At 43.4% G+C, this 20,918-nt stretch carries 22 protein-coding genes and 1 other annotated feature; all 22 genes read right to left on the minus strand.

The window, feature by feature from the left end:
* Window positions 1–18 precede the first annotated feature (18 nt).
* Entirely contained in the window at window positions 19–2,673 is a 2,655-nt protein-coding gene (locus PGU50_RS14060) for a valine--tRNA ligase (RefSeq protein WP_270247236.1), read from the minus strand.
* A gap of 74 nt (window positions 2,674–2,747) precedes the next feature.
* Window positions 2,748–2,979, minus strand: a binding site (T-box leader).
* Window positions 2,980–3,123: 144 nt separating this feature from the next.
* Window positions 3,124–4,395, minus strand: a complete 1,272-nt coding sequence (purD, locus tag PGU50_RS14065; RefSeq protein WP_022220987.1) for a phosphoribosylamine--glycine ligase — start codon at window positions 4,393–4,395, stop codon at window positions 3,124–3,126.
* Between the two features lie 16 nt (window positions 4,396–4,411).
* Window positions 4,412–5,038, minus strand: a complete 627-nt coding sequence (gene purN, locus PGU50_RS14070; protein ID WP_022220988.1) for a phosphoribosylglycinamide formyltransferase — start codon at window positions 5,036–5,038, stop codon at window positions 4,412–4,414.
* On the minus strand, window positions 5,032–6,057 hold the full coding sequence (gene purM / locus PGU50_RS14075; protein WP_055156423.1) for a phosphoribosylformylglycinamidine cyclo-ligase: 1,026 nt from the start codon (window positions 6,055–6,057) through the stop codon (window positions 5,032–5,034). The genes purN and purM overlap by 7 nt, the downstream gene beginning before the upstream one ends.
* 43 nt (window positions 6,058–6,100) lie before the next feature.
* Entirely contained in the window at window positions 6,101–6,613 is a 513-nt protein-coding gene (gene purE / locus PGU50_RS14080; protein ID WP_008372927.1) for a 5-(carboxyamino)imidazole ribonucleotide mutase, read from the minus strand.
* Window positions 6,614–6,766: 153 nt separating this feature from the next.
* Window positions 6,767–8,803, minus strand: coding sequence for an aminopeptidase (locus PGU50_RS14085; RefSeq protein WP_055156369.1), 2,037 nt, complete (start codon window positions 8,801–8,803; stop codon window positions 6,767–6,769).
* Window positions 8,804–9,166 carry a DUF6142 family protein gene (locus PGU50_RS14090; protein WP_270247237.1) on the minus strand — a complete coding sequence of 121 codons (363 nt, stop codon included), beginning with the start codon at window positions 9,164–9,166 and terminating at the stop codon, window positions 8,804–8,806. It lies immediately after the preceding gene.
* Window positions 9,147–9,611, minus strand: coding sequence for a VanZ family protein (locus tag PGU50_RS14095; RefSeq protein WP_008372920.1), 465 nt, complete (start codon window positions 9,609–9,611; stop codon window positions 9,147–9,149). The genes PGU50_RS14090 and PGU50_RS14095 overlap by 20 nt, the downstream gene beginning before the upstream one ends.
* Before the next feature lie 15 nt (window positions 9,612–9,626).
* Window positions 9,627–9,779: a hypothetical protein gene (locus tag PGU50_RS14100; RefSeq protein ID WP_008372918.1), complete on the minus strand. Its 153-nt coding sequence runs from the start codon at window positions 9,777–9,779 to the stop codon at window positions 9,627–9,629.
* 12 nt (window positions 9,780–9,791) lie between these two features.
* A complete protein-coding gene (gene pyrE, locus PGU50_RS14105; protein WP_008372917.1) occupies window positions 9,792–10,472 on the minus strand; it encodes an orotate phosphoribosyltransferase in 681 nt (226 codons plus the stop codon).
* A gap of 30 nt (window positions 10,473–10,502) precedes the next feature.
* Entirely contained in the window at window positions 10,503–11,405 is a 903-nt protein-coding gene (locus PGU50_RS14110) for a dihydroorotate dehydrogenase (protein WP_270247239.1), read from the minus strand.
* Complete coding sequence (locus tag PGU50_RS14115; protein ID WP_270247240.1) at window positions 11,405–12,190, minus strand: dihydroorotate dehydrogenase electron transfer subunit; 786 nt, start codon at window positions 12,188–12,190, stop codon at window positions 11,405–11,407. The genes PGU50_RS14110 and PGU50_RS14115 overlap by 1 nt, the downstream gene beginning before the upstream one ends.
* Before the next feature lie 71 nt (window positions 12,191–12,261).
* Window positions 12,262–13,188 (minus strand): orotidine-5'-phosphate decarboxylase, encoded by a 927-nt coding sequence (pyrF, locus tag PGU50_RS14120; protein ID WP_117557768.1) that lies wholly within the window; start codon window positions 13,186–13,188, stop codon window positions 12,262–12,264.
* Between the two features lie 146 nt (window positions 13,189–13,334).
* Complete coding sequence (locus tag PGU50_RS14125) at window positions 13,335–14,543, minus strand: S41 family peptidase (RefSeq protein WP_442872533.1); 1,209 nt, start codon at window positions 14,541–14,543, stop codon at window positions 13,335–13,337.
* Between the two features lie 29 nt (window positions 14,544–14,572).
* A complete protein-coding gene (locus PGU50_RS14130; RefSeq protein WP_270247242.1) occupies window positions 14,573–15,745 on the minus strand; it encodes a murein hydrolase activator EnvC family protein in 1,173 nt (390 codons plus the stop codon).
* A gap of 26 nt (window positions 15,746–15,771) precedes the next feature.
* Window positions 15,772–16,680, minus strand: a complete 909-nt coding sequence (ftsX, locus tag PGU50_RS14135; RefSeq protein ID WP_118199623.1) for a permease-like cell division protein FtsX — start codon at window positions 16,678–16,680, stop codon at window positions 15,772–15,774.
* A complete protein-coding gene (gene ftsE / locus PGU50_RS14140; RefSeq protein WP_008372900.1) occupies window positions 16,670–17,356 on the minus strand; it encodes a cell division ATP-binding protein FtsE in 687 nt (228 codons plus the stop codon). Before ftsE ends, ftsX begins: the two co-directional genes overlap by 11 nt.
* A gap of 34 nt (window positions 17,357–17,390) precedes the next feature.
* Window positions 17,391–18,479, minus strand: coding sequence for a PucR family transcriptional regulator (locus PGU50_RS14145; RefSeq protein ID WP_055156356.1), 1,089 nt, complete (start codon window positions 18,477–18,479; stop codon window positions 17,391–17,393).
* A 228-nt stretch (window positions 18,480–18,707) separates the two neighbouring features.
* On the minus strand, window positions 18,708–19,388 hold the full coding sequence (locus PGU50_RS14150; RefSeq protein ID WP_022220992.1) for a WecB/TagA/CpsF family glycosyltransferase: 681 nt from the start codon (window positions 19,386–19,388) through the stop codon (window positions 18,708–18,710).
* A 112-nt stretch (window positions 19,389–19,500) separates the two neighbouring features.
* Window positions 19,501–19,713, minus strand: a complete 213-nt coding sequence (locus PGU50_RS14155; RefSeq protein WP_022220993.1) for a small, acid-soluble spore protein, alpha/beta type — start codon at window positions 19,711–19,713, stop codon at window positions 19,501–19,503.
* Window positions 19,714–19,855: 142 nt separating this feature from the next.
* Complete coding sequence (locus PGU50_RS14160) at window positions 19,856–20,047, minus strand: PspC domain-containing protein (protein ID WP_008372894.1); 192 nt, start codon at window positions 20,045–20,047, stop codon at window positions 19,856–19,858.
* Window positions 20,048–20,136: 89 nt separating this feature from the next.
* A complete protein-coding gene (locus PGU50_RS14165; RefSeq protein ID WP_330672555.1) occupies window positions 20,137–20,880 on the minus strand; it encodes a DUF4097 family beta strand repeat-containing protein in 744 nt (247 codons plus the stop codon).
* Between the last annotated feature and the right edge of the window lie 38 nt (window positions 20,881–20,918).

The following is a 20,918-nucleotide window of genomic DNA, read 5'->3' on the forward strand; positions in this document are numbered from 1 at the left end:
AGTACTTTCCTGCAGTGATTATCTTCCTGCCTTTAAAGTCTCCAGACGTTCTTTCACCTGTTCCATCATCTGTGTATACTTTTCAAGCTTTGCTTTTTCTTCATCAACCTTTGCCTGTGGTGCTTTGCTGACGAATTTTTCATTTGAAAGCATTCCCTTTGCACGGTTGATTTCTTTTGTAAGCTTTTCTTCTTCTTTTGTCAGACGCTCGATTTCCTGTTCGAAGTCAATCAGCTCTTCCAGTGGTACATATACAGAAGCATCCGGTACTACGATCGATACGGCATCATCCGCAATACCTGCCTTATCAGCCTGGACAGCAAGTTCAGAAGCACTCATAAGCGGGCATGCGCATGTTGCCAGCTCTTCGAATCCTTCACAGAGCTTCTCATCTTCGCATACTACATAAACCTTTGCTTTACGGCTCGGCGGTACATTCATTTCTGCCCGCGCATTTCTGACACCACGGATAACTTCTTTCATATGATCTGTTATATTTTCAGCGTCTGCATAGCACCAGTCTTCGCTAAACTGCGGCCAGTCTGACATCATCAGAGATTTTTCCTCCGGTACCAGTGCGCTGTAGATTTCTTCTGTTACAAATGGCATAAATGGATGTAACATCTTCAGTGCATTACCAAGAACCGTCTTCAGTGTCCAAAGTGCTGCATTGGCGCTCTTATAATTTTCATCAGAATGGTAGATCCTGTATTTTACAAGCTCGATGTACCAGTCACAGAATTCATCCCAGATAAAGTCATATACTTTCTGTACTGCAATACCCAGTTCAAATTTATCCATGTTCTCAGTTACATCTTTTGCAAGTGTATTTACCTTGGATAAAATCCATTTATCGGTTACTTCAAAGTCTGCCTCATCCGGTTTGGAAATTACCTTATCTTCCATGTTCATCATGATAAATCTGGATGCATTCCATACCTTATTGGCAAAGTTACGGCTGGATTCTACACGTTCGTTGTAGAAACGCATATCATTTCCGGGTGCATTTCCTGTGATCAGAGTCAGACGGAGTGCATCTGCACCGTACTCATCAATGACCTCCAGTGGATCGATACCATTTCCAAGAGATTTACTCATCTTACGTCCCTGGGAATCCCTTACCAGTCCATGGATCAGAACAGTATGGAACGGTGCTTTTCCAGTATGTGCATATCCGGAGAATACCATACGTATTACCCAGAAGAAAATAATATCATAACCGGTTACCAGTACATCTGTCGGATAGAAATACTTGAAGTCCTCTGTCTCTTCCGGCCATCCAAGTGTTGAGAACGGCCACAGTGCTGAACTGAACCAGGTATCCAGTGTATCTTCATCCTGTGTCAGATGTGTGCATCCGCAATGCGGGCATTTTTCCGGCATCTCACGTGCAACAACCACTTCTCCACATTCATCACAATAGTAGGCCGGAATTCTGTGTCCCCACCAGATCTGACGTGAAATACACCAGTCACGGATATTTTCCAGCCAGTTCAGGTAGATCTTACCAAAACGTTCCGGTACGAATTTTAATTCGCCGGTCTTGATCGCATTGATCGCCGGTTTGGCAAGCTCATCCATCTTAACAAACCACTGTGGTTTAATCATCGGTTCAACGGTTGTCTTACATCTGTCATGTGTTCCAACGTTGTGTACATGTTCTTCGATGCTTACAAGGTATCCTTCTTTTTCCAGATCTTCTACGATTGCTTTTCTTGCTTCGTAGCGATCCATTCCGGAATATCTTCCGTATCCTTCTACGATGGTAGCATCATCATTCAGGATGTTGATTTCCGGAAGATTATGTCTCTTTCCTACTTCAAAGTCATTCGGGTCATGTGCCGGTGTAATCTTAACCGCACCTGTTCCGAATTCTTTATCAACGTAAGCGTCTGCCACGATCGGGATTTCTCTTCCAACTAACGGAAGGATGACATTCTTTCCTACGATATCTTTGTACCTGTCATCGTCCGGGTGTACGGCGATCGCTGTATCTCCAAGCAGAGTTTCCGGACGTGTAGTTGCGATCTCAAGGAAACGTTCTGTTCCTACGATCGGGTACTTGATGTGCCAGAAATGTCCTGCCTGTTCCTCATGCTCAACTTCTGCGTCAGAAAGGGAAGTCTTACATACCGGACACCAGTTGATGATTCTGGAACCTTTATAGATAAATCCTTTTTCATGAAGACGAAGGAATACTTCTTTGACCGCATTCGAGCATCCTTCATCCATGGTGAAACGTTCTCTGTCCCAGTCACAGGATACACCAAGCTTTTTCAACTGACCTTCGATGGTTCCTGCGTACTCTTCTTTCCACTGCCAGGTTCTCTTAAGGAATCCTTCTCTTCCGAGTTCTTTCTTATCAATTCCCTCTGCCTTTAACTGGTTTGTAACCTTTACTTCTGTTGAAATTGCAGCGTGGTCTGTTCCCGGGATCCACAGTGCATTATATCCCTGCATTCTCTTGTAACGGATCAGGATATCCTGAAGTGTATTATCGAGAGCATGTCCCATATGCAGCTTACCGGTGATATTCGGTGGCGGCATTACCGTTGTAAATGGTTTCTTACTTCTGTCAACTTCAGCGTGAAAATACTTTTCTTCACACCATTTTTCATAAAGTTTCGCTTCAATCTCTTTCGGATTGTAGGTCTTTTCAAGATTCTTACTCATTGTTTCCTCCTCTTATAAGTCCACCGCGCACTTTTGCTCTCTCTCTAAAGAATAAAAAAAGCCCTTTACAATATGTAAAGGGCGTGTATAAACGCGGTACCACCTTTGTTCCACGAAATAAATCCATCTCGTATCTCTCACAGTTCTATAACGGAAACCACCCCGTGATATCCTACTCGCCCTTTTTCAGATACCCGGCTCCAAAGCTACCTTCTGCAACCACTTCCCGTAAACCGTCTCTCAGCCTGTGAACGGTTTTCTCTTCTTCGGACCAGTCTGCATACTCCTCTTTCTCATTGCCTTTTCCCATAACTATTGATAATCATAGTATTCAAAGTCCGATTTGTCAAGAAGTTCATGAAATCTTTAGAACTTCTTAAAGATTAAATTTTTCACTTAACTCAAAAAAGGCGAAATCCCTCTGAATAAGAAAGATCCCGCCCTAAATTCCTAAGCCTCGTCAATCGCTTTTCCGATATCGTGGCGCATATATTTGTTATCAAATTTAACCCATTCGGTTGCTTTGTAAGCATTGGCACGGGCCTCTTTGAGCGTTGCTCCTTTGGCTGTCACACCGAGGACACGTCCTCCGTTTGTCACGATCTGGTCTCCGTCGAATTTGGTTCCGGCATGGAAGCAATAGTATCCTTCATGCTTCTTGAACTCGTCAAGACCTGTGATCGGAAGTCCTTTTTCATAAGCGACCGGATAACCGTCAGATGCAAGTACCACACAGACTGCTGCATTGTCTTCAAACTGAAGATCTACCTGATCCAGTGTTCCGTCGATACAGGCTTCGATCACATCGATCAGATCATTCTTCATACGCGGAAGAACAACCTGTGCCTCAGGATCTCCGAATCTGGCATTGTATTCCAGAACCTTCGGTCCGTCTTCGGTAAGCATCAGTCCGAAGAAGATGATCCCCTTGAACTCTCTTCCCTCTGCTGCCATTGCATCTACCGTCTTCTGGTACACATATTTCCGGCAGAATTCGTCAACTTCTTTTGTATAGAAAGGACTCGGTGAGAAAGTTCCCATACCACCGGTATTCAATCCCTGATCTCCGTCTTTTGCTCTCTTGTGATCCTGCGCGCTTGTCATAGTCTTGATGGTCTTTCCATCTACAAAGGAAAGAACAGAAACCTCACGTCCTGTCATGAATTCTTCTACAACCATGGTATTACCGGATGCACCGAATTTCTTGTCCAGCATGATCTCTTTCACGCCGGCTTTTGCTTCTTCCAACGTATTACAGATCAGTACACCTTTTCCAAGTGCCAGACCATCTGCCTTCAGAACGATCGGAAATTTGGCTGTCTCCAGATAAGCCAGCGCTTCGTCTGCATTGTCAAAGTTCTCATATGCTGCGGTCGGGATGTCATATTTTTTCATCAGATCTTTTGAAAATGCCTTGCTTCCCTCCAGGATTGCTGCATTTTTTCTTGGTCCGAATGCGCGGATCCCGGCTTTTTCAAATTCATCTATAAGGCCGCCAACCAGCGGATCATCCATTCCTACGATTGCCAGATCGATCTCTTTTTCCTTTGCAAATGTAACCAGCTTGTCAAATTCCATCGCACCAATCGGTACGCATTCTGCAAGCTCTGCAATCCCGGCATTTCCCGGTGCACAGTACATCTTCTCTACCTTGCTGCTCTTTGCTACACAATATGCAATTGCGTGTTCTCTTCCGCCACCGCCTACGATCAATACTTTCATTGGTGCTCCTCCTTCTCTAACGGGCAATTGACACTCTGCCATCTTTTACTGTTACTTTTCCATTTGCGATCAGGTCGATCGCATGTGGAAGGATCTTCCACTCCGCCTGCTCCATCACACGTCTCTGCAGAACCTCCGGTGTATCGCCTTCTTCTACTTCGACAGCCTTCTGGAGAATGATCGGACCGGTATCCGTTCCTTCGTCTACAAAATGTACGGTTGCTCCAACCACCTTTACCCCTCTGGCAAGTGCTGCCTCATGAACCTTCAGTCCATAATATCCCGTTCCGCAGAACGACGGAATCAGAGATGGATGGATATTGATGATCTTATTCCGGTATCTGCTGATCATTTCTTCCGGGATCACAACCAAAAATCCCGCCAGAACGATCAGATCCGGTTTCAGTTCGTCTACCTTTTCAAGAAAAACTTTGTTAAACTCTTCTCTTGTCTCAAAATCCTTCGGCGAAACGCACTGTGCCGGGATCTGATGATTCCCGGCTCTTGTGAGTGCATATGCGTTCTTATTATTGCTGATGACACCGACCAGCTCTGTATTGGTGATCGTGCCATTTTCCACTGCATCAATGATTGCCTGCAGATTGGTTCCGCCTCCGGATACAAGTACAGCAACTCTTAACATAAAGTAACTCCTTTTTCTCCTGCTTCTACATAACCAACCACAAATGCTTCATCTCCAGCTTCTTTCATTGCCTTAATTGTAGCATCTACATCCTTTTCATCGACAGCGACAACCATACCGATACCCATATTGAAGGTATTGTACATCATCTCTTCTGCAATGTTGCCAGTCTTTGCGATCAGGTTGAAGATTGCAGGGATTTCATAGCTGTCCTTCTTTACCACTGCACGGATTCCTTCCGGAAGCATTCTCGGAATATTTTCATAGAATCCACCGCCTGTGATATGGCTGCATCCTTTGACTCTTACACCGGCTTCTTTTACGTTCTTCAGTGCTTTTACATAAATTCTGGTCGGAGCAAGAAGTGCTTCGCCAAGTGTCTTTCCTAATTCATCATAGTATGTATTTAAGGATTCTTCTGTAATGTCGAATACCTTACGAACCAGTGAAAATCCATTGCTGTGAACCCCTGTAGACGGCATTGCAACAAGTACATCACCTGGCTTAATATCAGAACCATCGATAATATCTTTCTTATCTACAACTCCGACTGCAAAACCTGCAAGGTCGTAATCATTCTCCGGCATCAGTCCCGGATGCTCTGCTGTCTCTCCACCTACAAGTGCACATCCTGACTGCTTGCAGCCCTCTGCCACACCGCTTACGATGGTAGCGATCTTTTCCGGGTAATTCTTGCCACAGGCAATATAATCCAGAAAGAATAACGGTTCTCCACCAGAGCATGCGATATCATTCACACACATGGCAACGGCATCAATACCGATCGTATCATGCTTGTCCATTACAAATGCAAGCTTCACCTTTGTTCCACATCCATCTGTTCCGGAAAGAAGTACTGGTTCTTCCATATTCTTGATTCCACTTAAATCAAATGCACCTGCAAAACCACCAAGCCCACCTAATACTTCCGGTCTCATGGTTTCTTTTACATGCTTTTTCATAAGTTCTACTGATTTATATCCTGCCTCGATATCTACGCCGGCTGTCTTATAATCCAACATTTTCTATATCCTCCTGGTATTTTCACTGACATCTGTATGCCTACATCTGCTTGATATATTCTTTGTGTCCGATTTTTTCAAGCTTTTCTGCTTTTTTCTGGACGGTTTCTTTCATTTCTGCAGTGTAATCCTTCAGTTTCTGAAGAAGCTCAGGATCTGAGGTTGCAAGAATCTTTGCAGCCAGAATTGCTGCGTTTGCTCCGCCGTCGATCGCAACTGTGGCAACCGGGATTCCAGGCGGCATCTGAACGATTGAATAGAGTGCGTCGACACCCTCCAGATTCTTCCCTGACATTGGGATTCCGATAACCGGCATCGGGAAGATTGCTGCACACATTCCAGGAAGATGTGCTGCCATACCTGCACCTGCAATAATTACTTTGAAGTCTTTTGCTTCTGCAGACTTCGCATATTCATAGAATACGTCAGGCTCACGGTGTGCCGAGATGATCGTCATCTCATAATCGATTCCAAACTTTTCCAGCATGTCAGCAGCTTTTCCCATTACTTTCATATCTGAGTCGCTGCCCATTACGATTCCAACTTTTGGCATAATGATCTCCTTTTCTTTTATCTATAAGTATTTTAATAAATAGCTAACCACTTATAAGTTATTTTACTAAGTCTGTTGCGGTATGTCAACCGTTACTTATCTGACCATTATTTAATTTTACTTATTGGTATTATTGAAAATCCATAACTAATACTAATTCAGAGGTTCATTGAGGATCTCTGTTCCCGGAAGAACAAACCGTCCATCACGGATAATTTCTGTCTCTGTTCCGTCTTTCGCCACTACAACAATGCTTCCCAGCTCATCATAAGGAATGGTGATATCGGTATGGCACTGGAAATATGCTTTCGACGGATCCTCTTTTCTCAAGATCGATATGCTGTTGTCTCTTGCAATAATCTCTTTTCCATCCGGATTGTAAACCTTTACATCCTCTGCCCAGCTGTAGCAGGTATCCCCTACTGCAAAATGCGGTCCCGTCTTTTCAGCGATCAGAATCGTATATTTATCTGCAATATCATATTTCTTCGCAACCGCATAAGCTGTGGTATTGGTTCCGATCGCAAACTCGCCGATCGGAAGTGTCTGATGATTGTGCAGAATGTTATCGAAAATATATTTTTTATTTTCTTCTTCTGAATCAAAATTGGTGCAGGTATACTCTGTGATCTTTCCTTCTTTAAAACTGATCTTCAGATTGTAATACGGAAGTCCGTGAAGGAATACCTTGCTCACAAAAAGGGTACCTTCTGTTCCTTCCAGTACCGGGGAAGTGAACACCTCACCTACCGGGATATTGACATCGGCAACACAGTTTTCAAAGATCGTCTCTTTTGCCGGATCGGCAAGCGGATGAAGCATCACTTTCAGATCCGTCTGGTTTTCGCCTGAGCCTGTTACTTTTACATACTCTCCTTTATCCAGTGCATCGATCATTGTCTGCTGCACCTTCTGGTAAAGCTTGTAATCCAGAGTATTGATCTTGATCGTTTCATCAAAGATCTCATGATACTGCTCTCCGATTTCCGGAACCGGCCAGGAAATGATCGTAAAACTTCTCTCATCTCCCGGAAGATATTCATTGGTCAGACGTCCGGCCCTTCCATTCATCGCAACCAGAAGTTCTTCCTGCTTTTCGCTTAATTTAACTGCCTCTGGTTTAGCCTGCGGAACAAAAGTCTTTTCTCCGAAAATGTCGATCACTGCCGGTCCTGCATAGCCTGCTGCAATCTCTTTATTCTGCTCGTAAGTGGTACGCATCACTTCCAGCTTTCGCTCTACATACTGTTTATCCATCACAAGCCCGATATCATCTCTGTGGTCATAGACATACTGCTTGTTGCCGGAAATATTGAAAAATCCGATCTGGCTGTTGCGTCCTCTTGTGATCACGCTGTGACTTGTCCGGAAAATACTCGGCTTTAATCCCATTTTGGCAAAATTCTCAATGGCTTTTTTTACGATCCGTTCAAATCCCATTGCATAGTAAATGTTGACTACAGATTTTTTTGACAGGTCTTTTCCGGTATTTACAAAACCAATCCTGTATCCTTCACTGAAGGTATCTGCCATCTTATCAATCTTCTCCTGTGAAAGTGAATTTAAGTATGCGGCTGTCTCTCTTTCATTTACCCCAACATATTCTCCCATACGGTAGAGATAACGCAGATCGGAAAGATCTTCATTCATGATCATATTCACAATGAAGCATCCTCTTTCCGGATCGATCTGGTCTTTGATGCGGTCTGCCGCAAATACATCGCAGTAATCACTTGCATACCAGTAAAAGATTTCCTTCAGGCTTTCCGGCTGCGGCTGCTTTTCTTCTTCAAATTTATTGTAGATTTCAATCAAAAGCTCTGCTCCGATCACAACATACTCCATACGCTGTTCCTGAACATAAGAAATGCTTCCGCGGATCTCGGTGTAAACCGCAGACAAAAAGCTTCCCAGTTCTCCTCCCAGTACCAAAACCGCATAAGCCGGATTTGCATAAGATTTCTCATAGTTTGCTTCCAGTTCGTCTGCATAAAGATCCTTCATCTCTTCCTGCAGCTCTTCTTCTGACATCTCTTTCTGCTTTCCGCTTTCCACATTCTGTTTCAGCTCATCAAGCTTTAAAATAAACCGAGCCACATGCTGGAAATACTCCCGATATGGCTCTGCTACTGTTTTTTCTTCTATTATTGCTTTCATTCTGTCAATTGCCAGATTATATCTTTCTTCCATTTATACACATCCTCTTATAAATACTAAGATCATGGCAAGTAAAATAAGTCCGTTTACAACAATTCCGATCTTGCAGGTCAGATAATTTTTATCTCTTTCTTTAAATCCTTTTACACCCGTTACAATACCGATGCAGGCAAGAATCATATCGAAAACCCCAAAGCTTCCTGCCATTGCTGCTGATTTCCCTTTATTCATAAATGCCATTACAATCAATCCCGCTATCACTGCCGTAACAAGTACTGCCATCACACAGGACCAGATTCCCTTGCGGGAATGCTTTCTTTTTATCTGACCATACTTCCGGCTTCTTTTATTTCGATCTCTTTCGCGTGCTCTTTTTTTATCTCTCCTGCTTCGCATCGTGCCATCTCCTTATCATATTACAAATCGCGAAGACGATATACCCGATCACACCGCCAAGGGTGTTGAGCAGCATATCATCCACATCAAAACTCCCCACTCTTGTTACCAGCTGAAAGCACTCCACAAAGAAGCTCACTCCAAAACTGTAGAAAAGGGTAAGAAAAAAGCTGCGATACCGGCTTGCCATCGGCATAAAAAATCCAAATGGTATGAAAATCAGGACATTTCCGAACAGATTTGCATAAGATACCCATCCCAAAACATCTCGATACAGCCAAAATCTTTTTATTTCACAGAAAAGAACCAGGTTATAATGATATTCCCCGGTTCCTTCCCGTCCATACCAGTCAGAAAAAATCAGAAAGTAAAATAAAAATCCAATATACAGGACAAATAAAATCTTCCCAAGAACCCGAAGTCTTTTTCTGTTCTTTGCTTTCAACTTAAAGCGCCCTTCCTAAAATGTCAGTCCCTTTTTCGCACCAAGCAGCTTTCCACCGCTGACAAGCAAAATGATCCCGGTTGTCACACCAACAACAATAGAAATAATTCCGATCGCAATATTGGCACCGCCGGCAAGTCCCATCACCTTATATGTCTTTTCTGTCACTGTAACTCCTCCTTATTTTGCACCATACTGCTCATAGTATGCGTCGATTGCAGCCTTGATCTTGTCATCGATAACAATTTCACCATTGCATGGTTTGTTGTACAGATGCTCTACTACATCCTTCATGGTTACGATTGCATTAGTTTCAAATCCGTAAAGATCCTTTACTTCATCGAGTGCGCATTTCACACCGCCTTTTCCTACTTCCATACGGTCAAGGGATACCATCAGTCCAACAATTGTTACATCAGCGGCTCCTCTTACCTTCGGTACAGTCTCTTCCATGGATTTGCCGGATGTGGTAACATCTTCGATCATAACCACGCGGTCTCCGTCCTGAAGCTTGCTTCCGAGGAAGCTTCCCTTATCTGCTCCGTGATCTTTTTCTTCTTTACGGTCTGAGCAGTAACGGATCTCTTTTCCGTATAATTCACTGTAAGCGATCGCGGTTACAACTCCAAGCGGGATTCCTTTGTAAGCAGGTCCGAATAATACATCAAAATCATCCCCGTATTTGTCATGGATTGCTTTTGCGTAATATTCACCGAGTCTTTTGAGCTGTGATCCTGTCACATAAGCTCCTGCATTCATGAAGAAAGGGGACTTTCTTCCGCTTTTCAGTGTAAATTCTCCAAATTTAAGCACGTGGCTTTCTACCATAAAATCAATAAATTCCTGTTTGTAGCTTTCCATTTTATTTATCCTCCATCTCTTATATGTTCTTTATTTTACAATTCCAACCATATCTTTCACAGACTCAAAGCCATTCTTCTTCATGTAGGCTTCAATTCCATCGATCACTTCCATCGTCACTGCCGGATTGTGAAAGTTGGCTGTTCCTACGGATACGGCATTTGCTCCTGCAAGAAGGAACTCGATCGCATCTTCTGCGCAGGAAATACCGCCCATCCCGATGATTGGGATGTTCACTGCCTGTGCTACCTGATATACCATGCGGACAGCGATCGGTTTGACGATCGGTCCTGATACACCTCCGGTCTTATTTGCCACTGCAAATGTCTTGCGATTGATATCAATCTTCATACCGGTCAGTGTATTGATCAGGGAAACTGCGTCCGCACCGCCTGCTTCTGCCGCTTTTGCTATCTCAGTAATATCGGTTACATTCGGTGTCAGCTTCATGATGATCGGCTGCTTTGCGATCTTCTTGATCTGTCCGGTCAGCTCTTCTACATGCTTTGCATCCTGTCCGAAAGCAAGGAATCCTGCATTGACATTTGGGCAGGAAATGTTGATTTCCATCATATCGATCGGTTCATCCGCAAGGCGTTCTACCACTTCAAGATACTCTTCCGGTGCATGTCCGCAGACATTCACAATAATCTTGGTATCATAGTTTTTCAGATACGGAATATCTCTTTTACAGAACAGATCGATTCCCGGATTCTGAAGTCCTATGGCGTTCATCATTCCGCCGTAAACCTCGGCTACACGCGGAGTCGGATTGCCCGGCCACGGTACATTTGCCACACCTTTTGTTGTCACAGCTCCAAGCTTGTTCAGATCTACAAATTCAGAAAACTCTTCTCCTGATCCGAAGGTTCCTGATGCCACTGTTACCGGATTCTTCCATTCTACTCCGGCAATATTTACACGCATATCCATTAGATTTCCACCTCCGTAGAAAGAAATACCGGTCCGTCTTTACAGATACGTTTGTTGTGCACATTGCTGTGCGCATCCTTTTCCCTTGATTTGCACACGCACGCAAGACAGGCACCGATTCCACATGCCATTCTCTCTTCCAGAGAAATATAGCATTCGATTCCGTTTGTTTCTGCATACTGTTTGATCGCACGAAGCATCGGAGTTGGTCCACAGGCATAGATCATATCTGCTTCCAGCGCATTCTCACGGATTGCATCCATGACATTTCCTTTTGTTCCGACACTGCCATCTTCGGTTGAAATATAAAGCTCTCCTGCCTGTTCAAATTCTTCTTTCAGGAAGGTATGTGCATCACGGTATCCAACCACAATCTGCTTTTTTTCACATTCCATCTGTTTTGCAAGCTCCAGGATCGGCGGCACACCGATTCCTCCTCCCATCAGAAATACCTTCTTTCCTTCGGCCTTCTCAAATGGGAATCCATTACCAAGTGGTCCGATCACCGGAATTGTATCTCCTGCCTTCATCTGTGAAAATTCTTCTGTTCCGGTTTTTTCCCCTGTTACACGGTAAACCACACGAAGTTTTCCACCTTCTTTATCGATCTCACAGATACTGATCGGGCGTGGAAGAAGCTTGCTTCCATCATTGGTATACATGGAAATAAACTGCCCCGGTCTTGCACTCCCTGCTGCTTCTGTCTGGATCCACATACTGAAGATTCCATCAGCAAGCTGCTCCTGCGATACAACCTTTGCCTGTTCTTTTTTCTTTGTAGTCATCTTCTATTCTCCTATAATCCGGATTTGCCGGTATGTCAGAAGCTTCTGTCACACCGGCTCATTCTTTTCTCTTATCTGTTCTCAAGCGCGCCTTTGATATCTGCTACCATGGCTTCTACTGCGGCACGGGATGCATCTCCAAAGTTCTCTGCACCGTATTTTGCATAAGCTTCCTGTTTATATGCTGCAATGATTCCTCTGGATGAGTTTACGATTGCTCCAAGTCCATCTTCATTGAAGAAATGAACCAGATCTTTTCCTTTTCCACCTTGTGCACCGTATCCCGGAACCAGAATGTAGGATTTCGGCATTACTTTACGAAGGACTTTTCCCATCTCCGGATAAGTAGCTCCCACAACTGCTCCGATGTAGCTATAATCATCACCCATGCAGTCTGCTCCCCACTCGGCAACCTTTTCTCCGACCAGTTCGTAAAGCGGACGGCCATCGATCAACCGATCCTGGAATTCTCCACTGGATGGATTGGATGTCTTAACAAGGATAAAAAGACCTTTCTTCTCTTCTTTACATACTTCGATAAATGGCTTTACTCCGTCAGATCCAAGATACGGATTCACAGTAGCGAAATCTTCATCGAACGGTACATAGGATTTGCTTCCTACCTGAACTTTTCCAAGATGTCCAACAGCATATGCTGCTGAAGTAGAACCGATATCACCTCTCTTGATATCTCCGATGACAACAAGTCCTTTTTCTTTACAGTAGTCTACCGTCTTCTTGAATGCCTGAAGTCCCGGAATTCCGAACTGTTCGTACATAGCGATCTGCGGTTTAACTGCCGGGATCAGATCATAAGTCTTATCCACGATCTCTTTGTTGAACTGCCAGATAGCTTCTGCTGCTCCTTCCAAAGTCTCTCCATACTCTGCAAATGCCTTTTTCTGTACCTGCTCTGGTACATAGGAAAGCATCGGATCCAGTCCGACAACGATAGGTGCTCCTGTTTTTTTAATGTTAGCGACTAATTTGTTAATCATCTTATTCCCTCCAGTTTTCTATTTATATTTTTGCTGTAACAGAAAGTATTGTCCTTTTGTTACCTGAAAAAAAATATTCTTTACTTATGATATCATATTAAAAACTAAAAGGGAATGCCGTTTTCGGCATTCCCTCCGGATTTCTGTTATTGATTGATTTTATTTCTCACCTGTTCCAATGCTGCATCAAGCTGATTATCTGCATCCGGATTATTCTCATCCTGCTGATATTCAACTTCTACGTCCGGCGTAATTCCTTTTTTGTGAATATTTCTTCCATTCGGAGTATAGTACTCAGCCATTGTCAGCTTCACACAGGTTCCATCTCCAAGATCAAAAATCTGCTGAACGATTCCTTTTCCGTAAGTTGTTGTTCCGACGATCGATCCAAGTCCGTAGTCCTGGATCGCTCCGGCAAAAATCTCGGAAGCACTTGCACTGTTGCCGTCAACAACAACCGACATCGGCTTCGTAAACTGGTGTTCATCATCCGATGAGATCACCTCTTCGTGACCACTCTTGTCTTTTGTTGACACGATCGTACCTTTTGGCAGCAGCAGATCCAGCATCTGTGTGACTGTCGCAAGATTGCCTCCCGGATTCGCCCGAAGATCAACCACAAGTCCTTTCATCCCCTGGTCCTCCAGACTGCCGAGTGCACTCTTGAACTGGTCATAGGTCACACTGTCAAATTCCGTAACCCGGATATAACCGATCTGGTCATCCTTCATTTCAGACTTGACTGTCTCCACCTGGATTTTTCTCCGGGTAACCGTCATTGTCACTTCCTTCGCATCATCCCCACGCAGGACTGTGATATCAACAGTCGTATTCTCTACACCGCGGATCAGCTGTACAACATCGGAAAGATCCGTTCCACTTACATCCTTATCTCCGACCTTATACAGAATATCATTTGCCTGGATACCTGCTTCATTCGCCGGGCTGTTCTCATAAACCTGAACTGCAGTGATCACCTTAGTTTCCTGATTCTGCGAAAAAACAACTCCGATTCCCGAATACTCTCCCGAAGTTGATTCCTGCAGGGATCTGGTCTGTTCTTCATCATAATATACAGAATACGGATCTCCCAGTGCATTAATGTATCCACTGTAAAGTCCGTTCTCCAGATCTTCTTCTTTCAAATCATCTGTATAAAGATAATTTTCATCAATCAGCTTTTTCAGTTTATTCAGTTTTTTCTCTTCCTGCGCATTTACGACCTTTTCCTGACTGGTCCCAAGGTCTACACCTGCGACATTCATAATTCCAAGTGCCGCAGCACCTACCATAAACATGGCGAGGGCGCCTGTAAGCGCCCCCTTCCAAAAATTCTTTTTATTATTTTCCATCATTTACTCTTTCATACCTGTTATGTATTATCTTACAGATAGTTCAGTGGATTGACCGGTACACCACCTACATGAACTTCAAAGTGAAGATGTGGTCCTGTGGAAATTCCGGTCGTACCGACATTTCCGATCACCTGACCTCTTGCCACCGTCTGTCCCACGCTAACATTCATCGAACTCAGATGCTGATACCATGTCTGCATTCCATTACCGTGATTGATTACGATGTAATTTCCACGTGCACTATTGTACTGTGCGGTAATAACAGTTCCAGAATCAGCCGCATAAACCGCAGCTCCGTATCCTGCACCATAATCGATTCCGTCATGACCGGTTGTTGCACCTGCAGTCGGTGCCACACGTCCGCCAAAGCCACTGGTAATCGCTGCTCCCGGTACCGGATGTGTAAGTGATCCGGTTCCCGTTGCACTTGCATTGCTGCTCGTATTGCCTGAACTACTTGTGCCTGACGAAGCTGATGCCTGAGCTGCCGCCGCTGCCTGTGCAGCCTGAGCGGCTGCCGTTGCTTCTGCTTCTTTTCTGCGGGCTTCTGCCGCCTCTGCTTCTGCAATCAGCTGCTTCAGCTTGTCAGCATTACTGCTGATCTCAGATGTCAGGTTATTGATCTGAATGTTCTTATCAGCAAGAAGCTTTTCTACGTTTGCCTGTTCTCCTGCAAGTTCATCCTGCAGGCTTTCCAGCTCTGCATACTCTTTTTTAAGTGCATTTTCTCTGTTCTCGACATCTTTTCTTGTATCTTCGTATTCTACAAGAAGTTCACGGTCACATTTGGAAATCTTGTTGATGTATTCTGCTTTGTTCAGCAGATCTGCAATACTGTTAGCTTCCATCAGGATCTCCAGGAATTCATTGCTCCCGTTCTCATACATATACTTGATACGTAGCTTCATCGTCTGGTACTGGTCATCTTCGTTGGCTTTCGCAGTTACCAGCTCTGTCTCTGCATCATTGATCTCCGTCTCTTTTGCAGTCAGATCTGACTGTGTCTTCTCCATCTTTGATACAATGGAATCCAGTTCAGAAGAAAGTTCCGACTTCTCCGCCTCAGCCGTATTCTTCTGCTGTTCCAGCTCCTGCTGCTTCTTTTTCGCATCCGAAATATCATCAGCCTGTGCCGGAATTACCATACTGAAGCAAAGCGTAAACGTCAGTAACGCCCCAAGTATCTTTTTCCCTCTTATCATATTCGTCTCCCTTAAATATTATGCGACTAGACTCTTAAGTGCTTTCTAATCGTAAAGAAACTTCCCACAAAACCAATTCCGATTCCCAGTAAAAGTCCGACCGGAAGCAGTGTCTTGTATACCTGCCCCACCGGAAGGAAATCCAGAATATTATTCAGCAGACTGAATTTTGTAAGAATATAAGTAATTGCTTTATTATAAAGTACATAAAGGATACCAAGCGGAATCGCCGCACCGACAAGACCGATCAGGATACCTTCAATGATGAACGGTGCCCGTACAAAACCATCCTTCGCACCGATATATTTCATAATTGCAATCTCTTCCCTTCGGACAGTAATACCCATTGTGACCGTATTGCTGATCAGGAAAATGGATACTGCCAGAAGAATCGCGATGATAACAACCGATACATACCATACCAGCTTGTTCACGCTGTTCAGTGTATTGGCTACGGTATCTGATTTGTTAACCTTGCGAACCCCATCAAGGCTTTCCGCAAAAGAAACCAGCTTCTTCTGTGAAGCCACATCTGTCATATATACTTCATAGTTGTCAGATCCTGCCAGAGGGTTATCATTTTTAAATCCTTCTGCAAGATCACTTGATTCGCCAAAATACTGATCTTTAAATGTCTCCCATGCTTCGTCCGCAGACACATACTTGATCTCTTTTACACCATCCTGCTTTTTAAGCTGTGCGCCAATATTATCAATCTGCTCCTGCGTTGCATCATCATTAAAAAATACAGTGATTGCCACGCCTTCTTCTGCTTTGTGTACAATATACTGGAAGTTCATAATAATTGAGAAAAACAGTCCGAACACAAAGATACATGCAGCCATAGTTGCAACAGATGCCAGTGAAAACATCTTATTTCTTCCAATATTCTTAACTCCCTGTTTCACGGAGTATCCAACTGTACTAATCCTCATGCTTATACCCACCTTCTTGTTCGTCGCTGACAATGACACCCTTCTTCATCGTAATAACGCGCTTTTTCATCTCGTTTACAATTTCCTGGTTGTGAGTAACTACCAGAACTGTAGTTCCTCTCTCGTTCGCTTCTTCAAGAAGTTTCATGATCTCCCATGAGTTGGTTGGATCCAGGTTTCCTGTCGGTTCGTCAGCCAGCAAAATGGCAGGCTCATTTACAACAGCTCTGGCAATTGCAACTCTCTGCTGTTCTCCACCGGACAATTCCTTCGGGAATGCTTTGTACTTCTGTGCCAGTCCGACCAGTGACAGAGCCGCCGGCACTTTCTTTTTGATGACACGGGTTGATTTTTCTGTAACCCGCTGTGCAAATGCAATATTCTCATAAATATTGCGGTCTTTCAGAAGTCTGAAATCCTGGAATACAACGCCGATTCCTCTTCTGTACTGCGGAATCTGGCGATGTTTCATACGATTCAGATTCTGACCGTTGACAATAATCGTACCTGACGTTGGTTCGATCTCCTTCATCAGAAGACGTATCAACGTGGACTTTCCGGAACCGCTGTCTCCAACTACGAATACGAACTCTCCCTGTTCGATCCGAAGGTTGATACCATTGAGTGCAGCAATACCCTTCGAGTATTCCTTGGTAACTTCTTTAAGTTCTATCATATGCTCCTCCTAATTATCCATACTCCGATATAACTTAATACTCCAGTGTTTCCATGTATTTCATATATTTGACTACCATCAGCGCGATCTTGAATGTGATTGCGTCCTCAAATACGCGCAGATCCAGTCCTGTGCTCTTCTGCAGTTTGTCAAGACGGTACACCAGTGTATTTCTGTGAATATACAGCTGTCTTGATGTCTCGGAAACATTCAGGCTGTTCTCAAAGAACTTATTGATGGTCGTGAGCGTCTCTTCATCAAATTCGTCCGGAGATTTCCCCTCAAAAATTTCGCGGATAAACATCTTGCAGAGCGGAATTGGGAGCTGATAGATCAGTCGTCCGATTCCAAGCGCACTATATGCAATAACTTCCTTCTCGTCGAAGAAAATCTTTCCTACATCGAGCGCAAGCTTCGCTTCTTTGTAAGACTTGGATACTTCTTTGATGTCATTGACGATCGTACCATATGCGATACGGACATTCTCTTCTCCTTCTGCTTTCAGAAGATCAAGAATCTCATGCGCAGTCTTGTCCATCTCCGGATATCCATCGCCAGGACCTAATTCTTTTACTACGATGATGTTCTTCTCATCAACAGCTGTAATAAAGTCCTTGCCCTTTCCACCCAGAACAGAACGGAGACTGTCAAGCGCACTGACATCTCTCTCCCGAGAAGTCTCAACTATAAAGATATCACGTTTTACCTCTGTGTCAATATGTAATTTTTTGGCGCGATTATAAATATCCACCAGAAGAAGGTTGTCAAGAAGGAGGTTTTTGATGAAATTATCCTTGTCAAAACGCTCCTTATATGCTACCAGAAGATTCTGGATCTGGAAGGCTGCAATCTTGCCAACCATATAAACATCTTCACTGCCGCCATTGGCGATCAGAATGTACTCCAGCTGGTGTTCATCATAAATTTTGAAAAACTGATACCCCTGAATCACCTGGCTTTCTGCCGGAGATTCTACAAACGAAAGAACGGCATTCTCATAATCTCCAGGCTCCGGAAATGTTGTCGCCAAAGTCTTTCCATCTGTATCCATCACTCCAAGATCAATCCTTGTAATTGATTTCAACCCTTCAATCGTATTCTGCAGTATCTGATTTGATATCATATTCTCTCTCCTCCATCCTCCGTGGTTCTATACACTTTGTACAATCTTCATCCCCCGCAACTGTGGACTTAGCCATATACATATAATACTTTAATACATATTACCAAAAAAATAAAGAGGAAATCACATTTTTTTATGCATTTCCTCAATTGAGTTTATTATAAAATTTATTCTATCAAAAAAGATTTTTTGATTTTTTTTATTATTTTCAGTCTTTTGTCGCTTCAATTATACTTCTTTTCTTTTTTGCTCTTTTTTGATCTCCCGTTTTAAAATCCTTTTACCGATAAAATTTTTCAGGTGATCTGCCCAGTTCTCACCATTTGCAAAGGAAGCAATACTATGTCCTGTTCCAAACCACATTCTGGTATTCAGCTGCTCTTTGCACCGGTAAACAAACTGTTCCTGCCAAGGGAAATCCATGCTGGCAATCACACAGTCTACTTCTCCGCCGTTGACCAGATTGGTGATCCTGTCATCTTCACTTTCGTCTGCCGGTACTGCTTTCATACCGACAACCTGAATCCCACTGTATGCCTCATGCAGATAGCCCTGCAGTCTGTCTCCTTCTTCCTCAGATCCTGCCAGTATAAATATCTTACAGCGGTTCTTATGAAAATAATGGAATACCATCTTCAGCATCGTCTGATCCTCCATCTCCTGGATCCGCTTTCTATCTGTGATCTTTGCAGCTTCAAGAATCGCCATATCTCCCGGAAGCAGAAGATCCAGTTTCTCCAGCTCTTCTTTCATACCGTCAAGCTGTGTCGCTCTCATCAGGGTATCCACCGTAACAATATCTACTGTGTTAAGTTCTTCTGTCTGCATATATTCTGCAATGATCTTCATCGCATCTTTTGCCGTACAGTTATCAAGCTGTACGTCCAGTACGTTCATTTTTTCATTCATTTGCCTCACCCGTTCCATTTTCTCGGTTTTTGCGGTCAAGCGATTATATCAAACATACAGTGCTTTTTCAACAAACGTTGCAAAATATTCACATTTTTTAAAATTTGTAATATTATTGTAAATTCCCAGTCTCATTCTTCCTGGATTTTTTTGAAATGATTCCTCCGATCCGCCCGGTTTCTTTTGATGACAGACTCTTCCAGCCATCTTCCAGAACCTTATCGAGAAGTCCAAGCTCCTCCGCAATCTCGTATTTTACCCGCTCACTTGTTTCCAGATTGGGGATATCTTCGCGTCTGATTTTCTTTGTCTTTGTGCTTTTCATACCTTTCAACTCCTTTTTCAGAGTGTTTCCCCAATTACGGATTTTATACATTTATACCTGATTATTATAAAAGAAGCCGAAAACATTACTTCCGACTTCTTCTCCTTCTGCCTTTTCTTTATCGGCAAAGCTCTCTTATTTTTTATTCCGGATCCGGAATGATAACTGCTGCAACAAAATAGGCAACCACGGCAGTCCCACAGCTTACGCAAGCCAGCAAAACACCTCCAAGCCGGATCAATGTAGGATCGATATTAAAATATTCTCCAAGGCCTCCACATACACCGCAGATCTTACGGTTTGTTACGGATCTGTATAATCTTTTCTGTTCCATAAAAATTCCTCCTAAAAGTTTCTCCTATTTTTGTGTTTCTTCTATTATATATGTGTTTCATCTGATACATTTTTCTGTCTATGTTAATTCTAATGGAAACAGATCTCCACGCTGCCTGCTCCGTTCGATATCTCAATCGTGCGTTTACTGCCATTATCGATTGACTTCTCTGTGCTTAAGCCGCGAAGATCTATATCTTCTCCAATTTCTACCGAACCGGCACTGCTATCCAGTTCATAATTATAATCCTCCACTTTTCCTTCCAGATTCAGTGTGACGCTTCCAGCACCACAGTCAATGTCCACTTCTTTTTCCACTGTTCCATAAAAATCCAGACTTCCGGCACCTGTTTCTACATCTAACTCCTCTATATCTGCATTTTTTATTGTACAGCCTGATGCCCCGCTTTCAATCTTAAGGCTTTTCGCATTTAGTCCATCGATCTCTGCTGTTACTGCACCATATTCCATGTCCACCTGATCGAACTTGTAATCTCTTGGAAGATAGATCACAAGTGTTCCCTTTACGTTTCTCACATTTTTGAAATCGAAACTGCTGCGCTTTTTCGTTGTTATTTCCAGAGTTTTCCTGTCATCGGACAGTCTTTTCTGCACTACATTTTCCGTTTTCATCCTGGAATCATCCACATGGATCTTATCATCCGTCCCCGTCTTGATCTGTACCTCACTTGCACCGATATCAAGCTTCAGATTCTCTACGTTCGAAAATGTCTCCTCTGATACAACATTTTCTGTCTCTTCCGGCTCATCATCGTCGTCATCATCATCCCAATCTTCCTCGAAAGAAACGTAATCCTTTCTACTACAATATATTTATGGTTAATATCCCTTACAGCCAGTAAGGAATTATC

Source organism: Coprococcus sp. AM11-30B (assembly GCF_027674365.1).
GTDB classification, from domain to species: Bacteria; Bacillota; Clostridia; order Lachnospirales; family Lachnospiraceae; genus Allocoprococcus; species Allocoprococcus comes.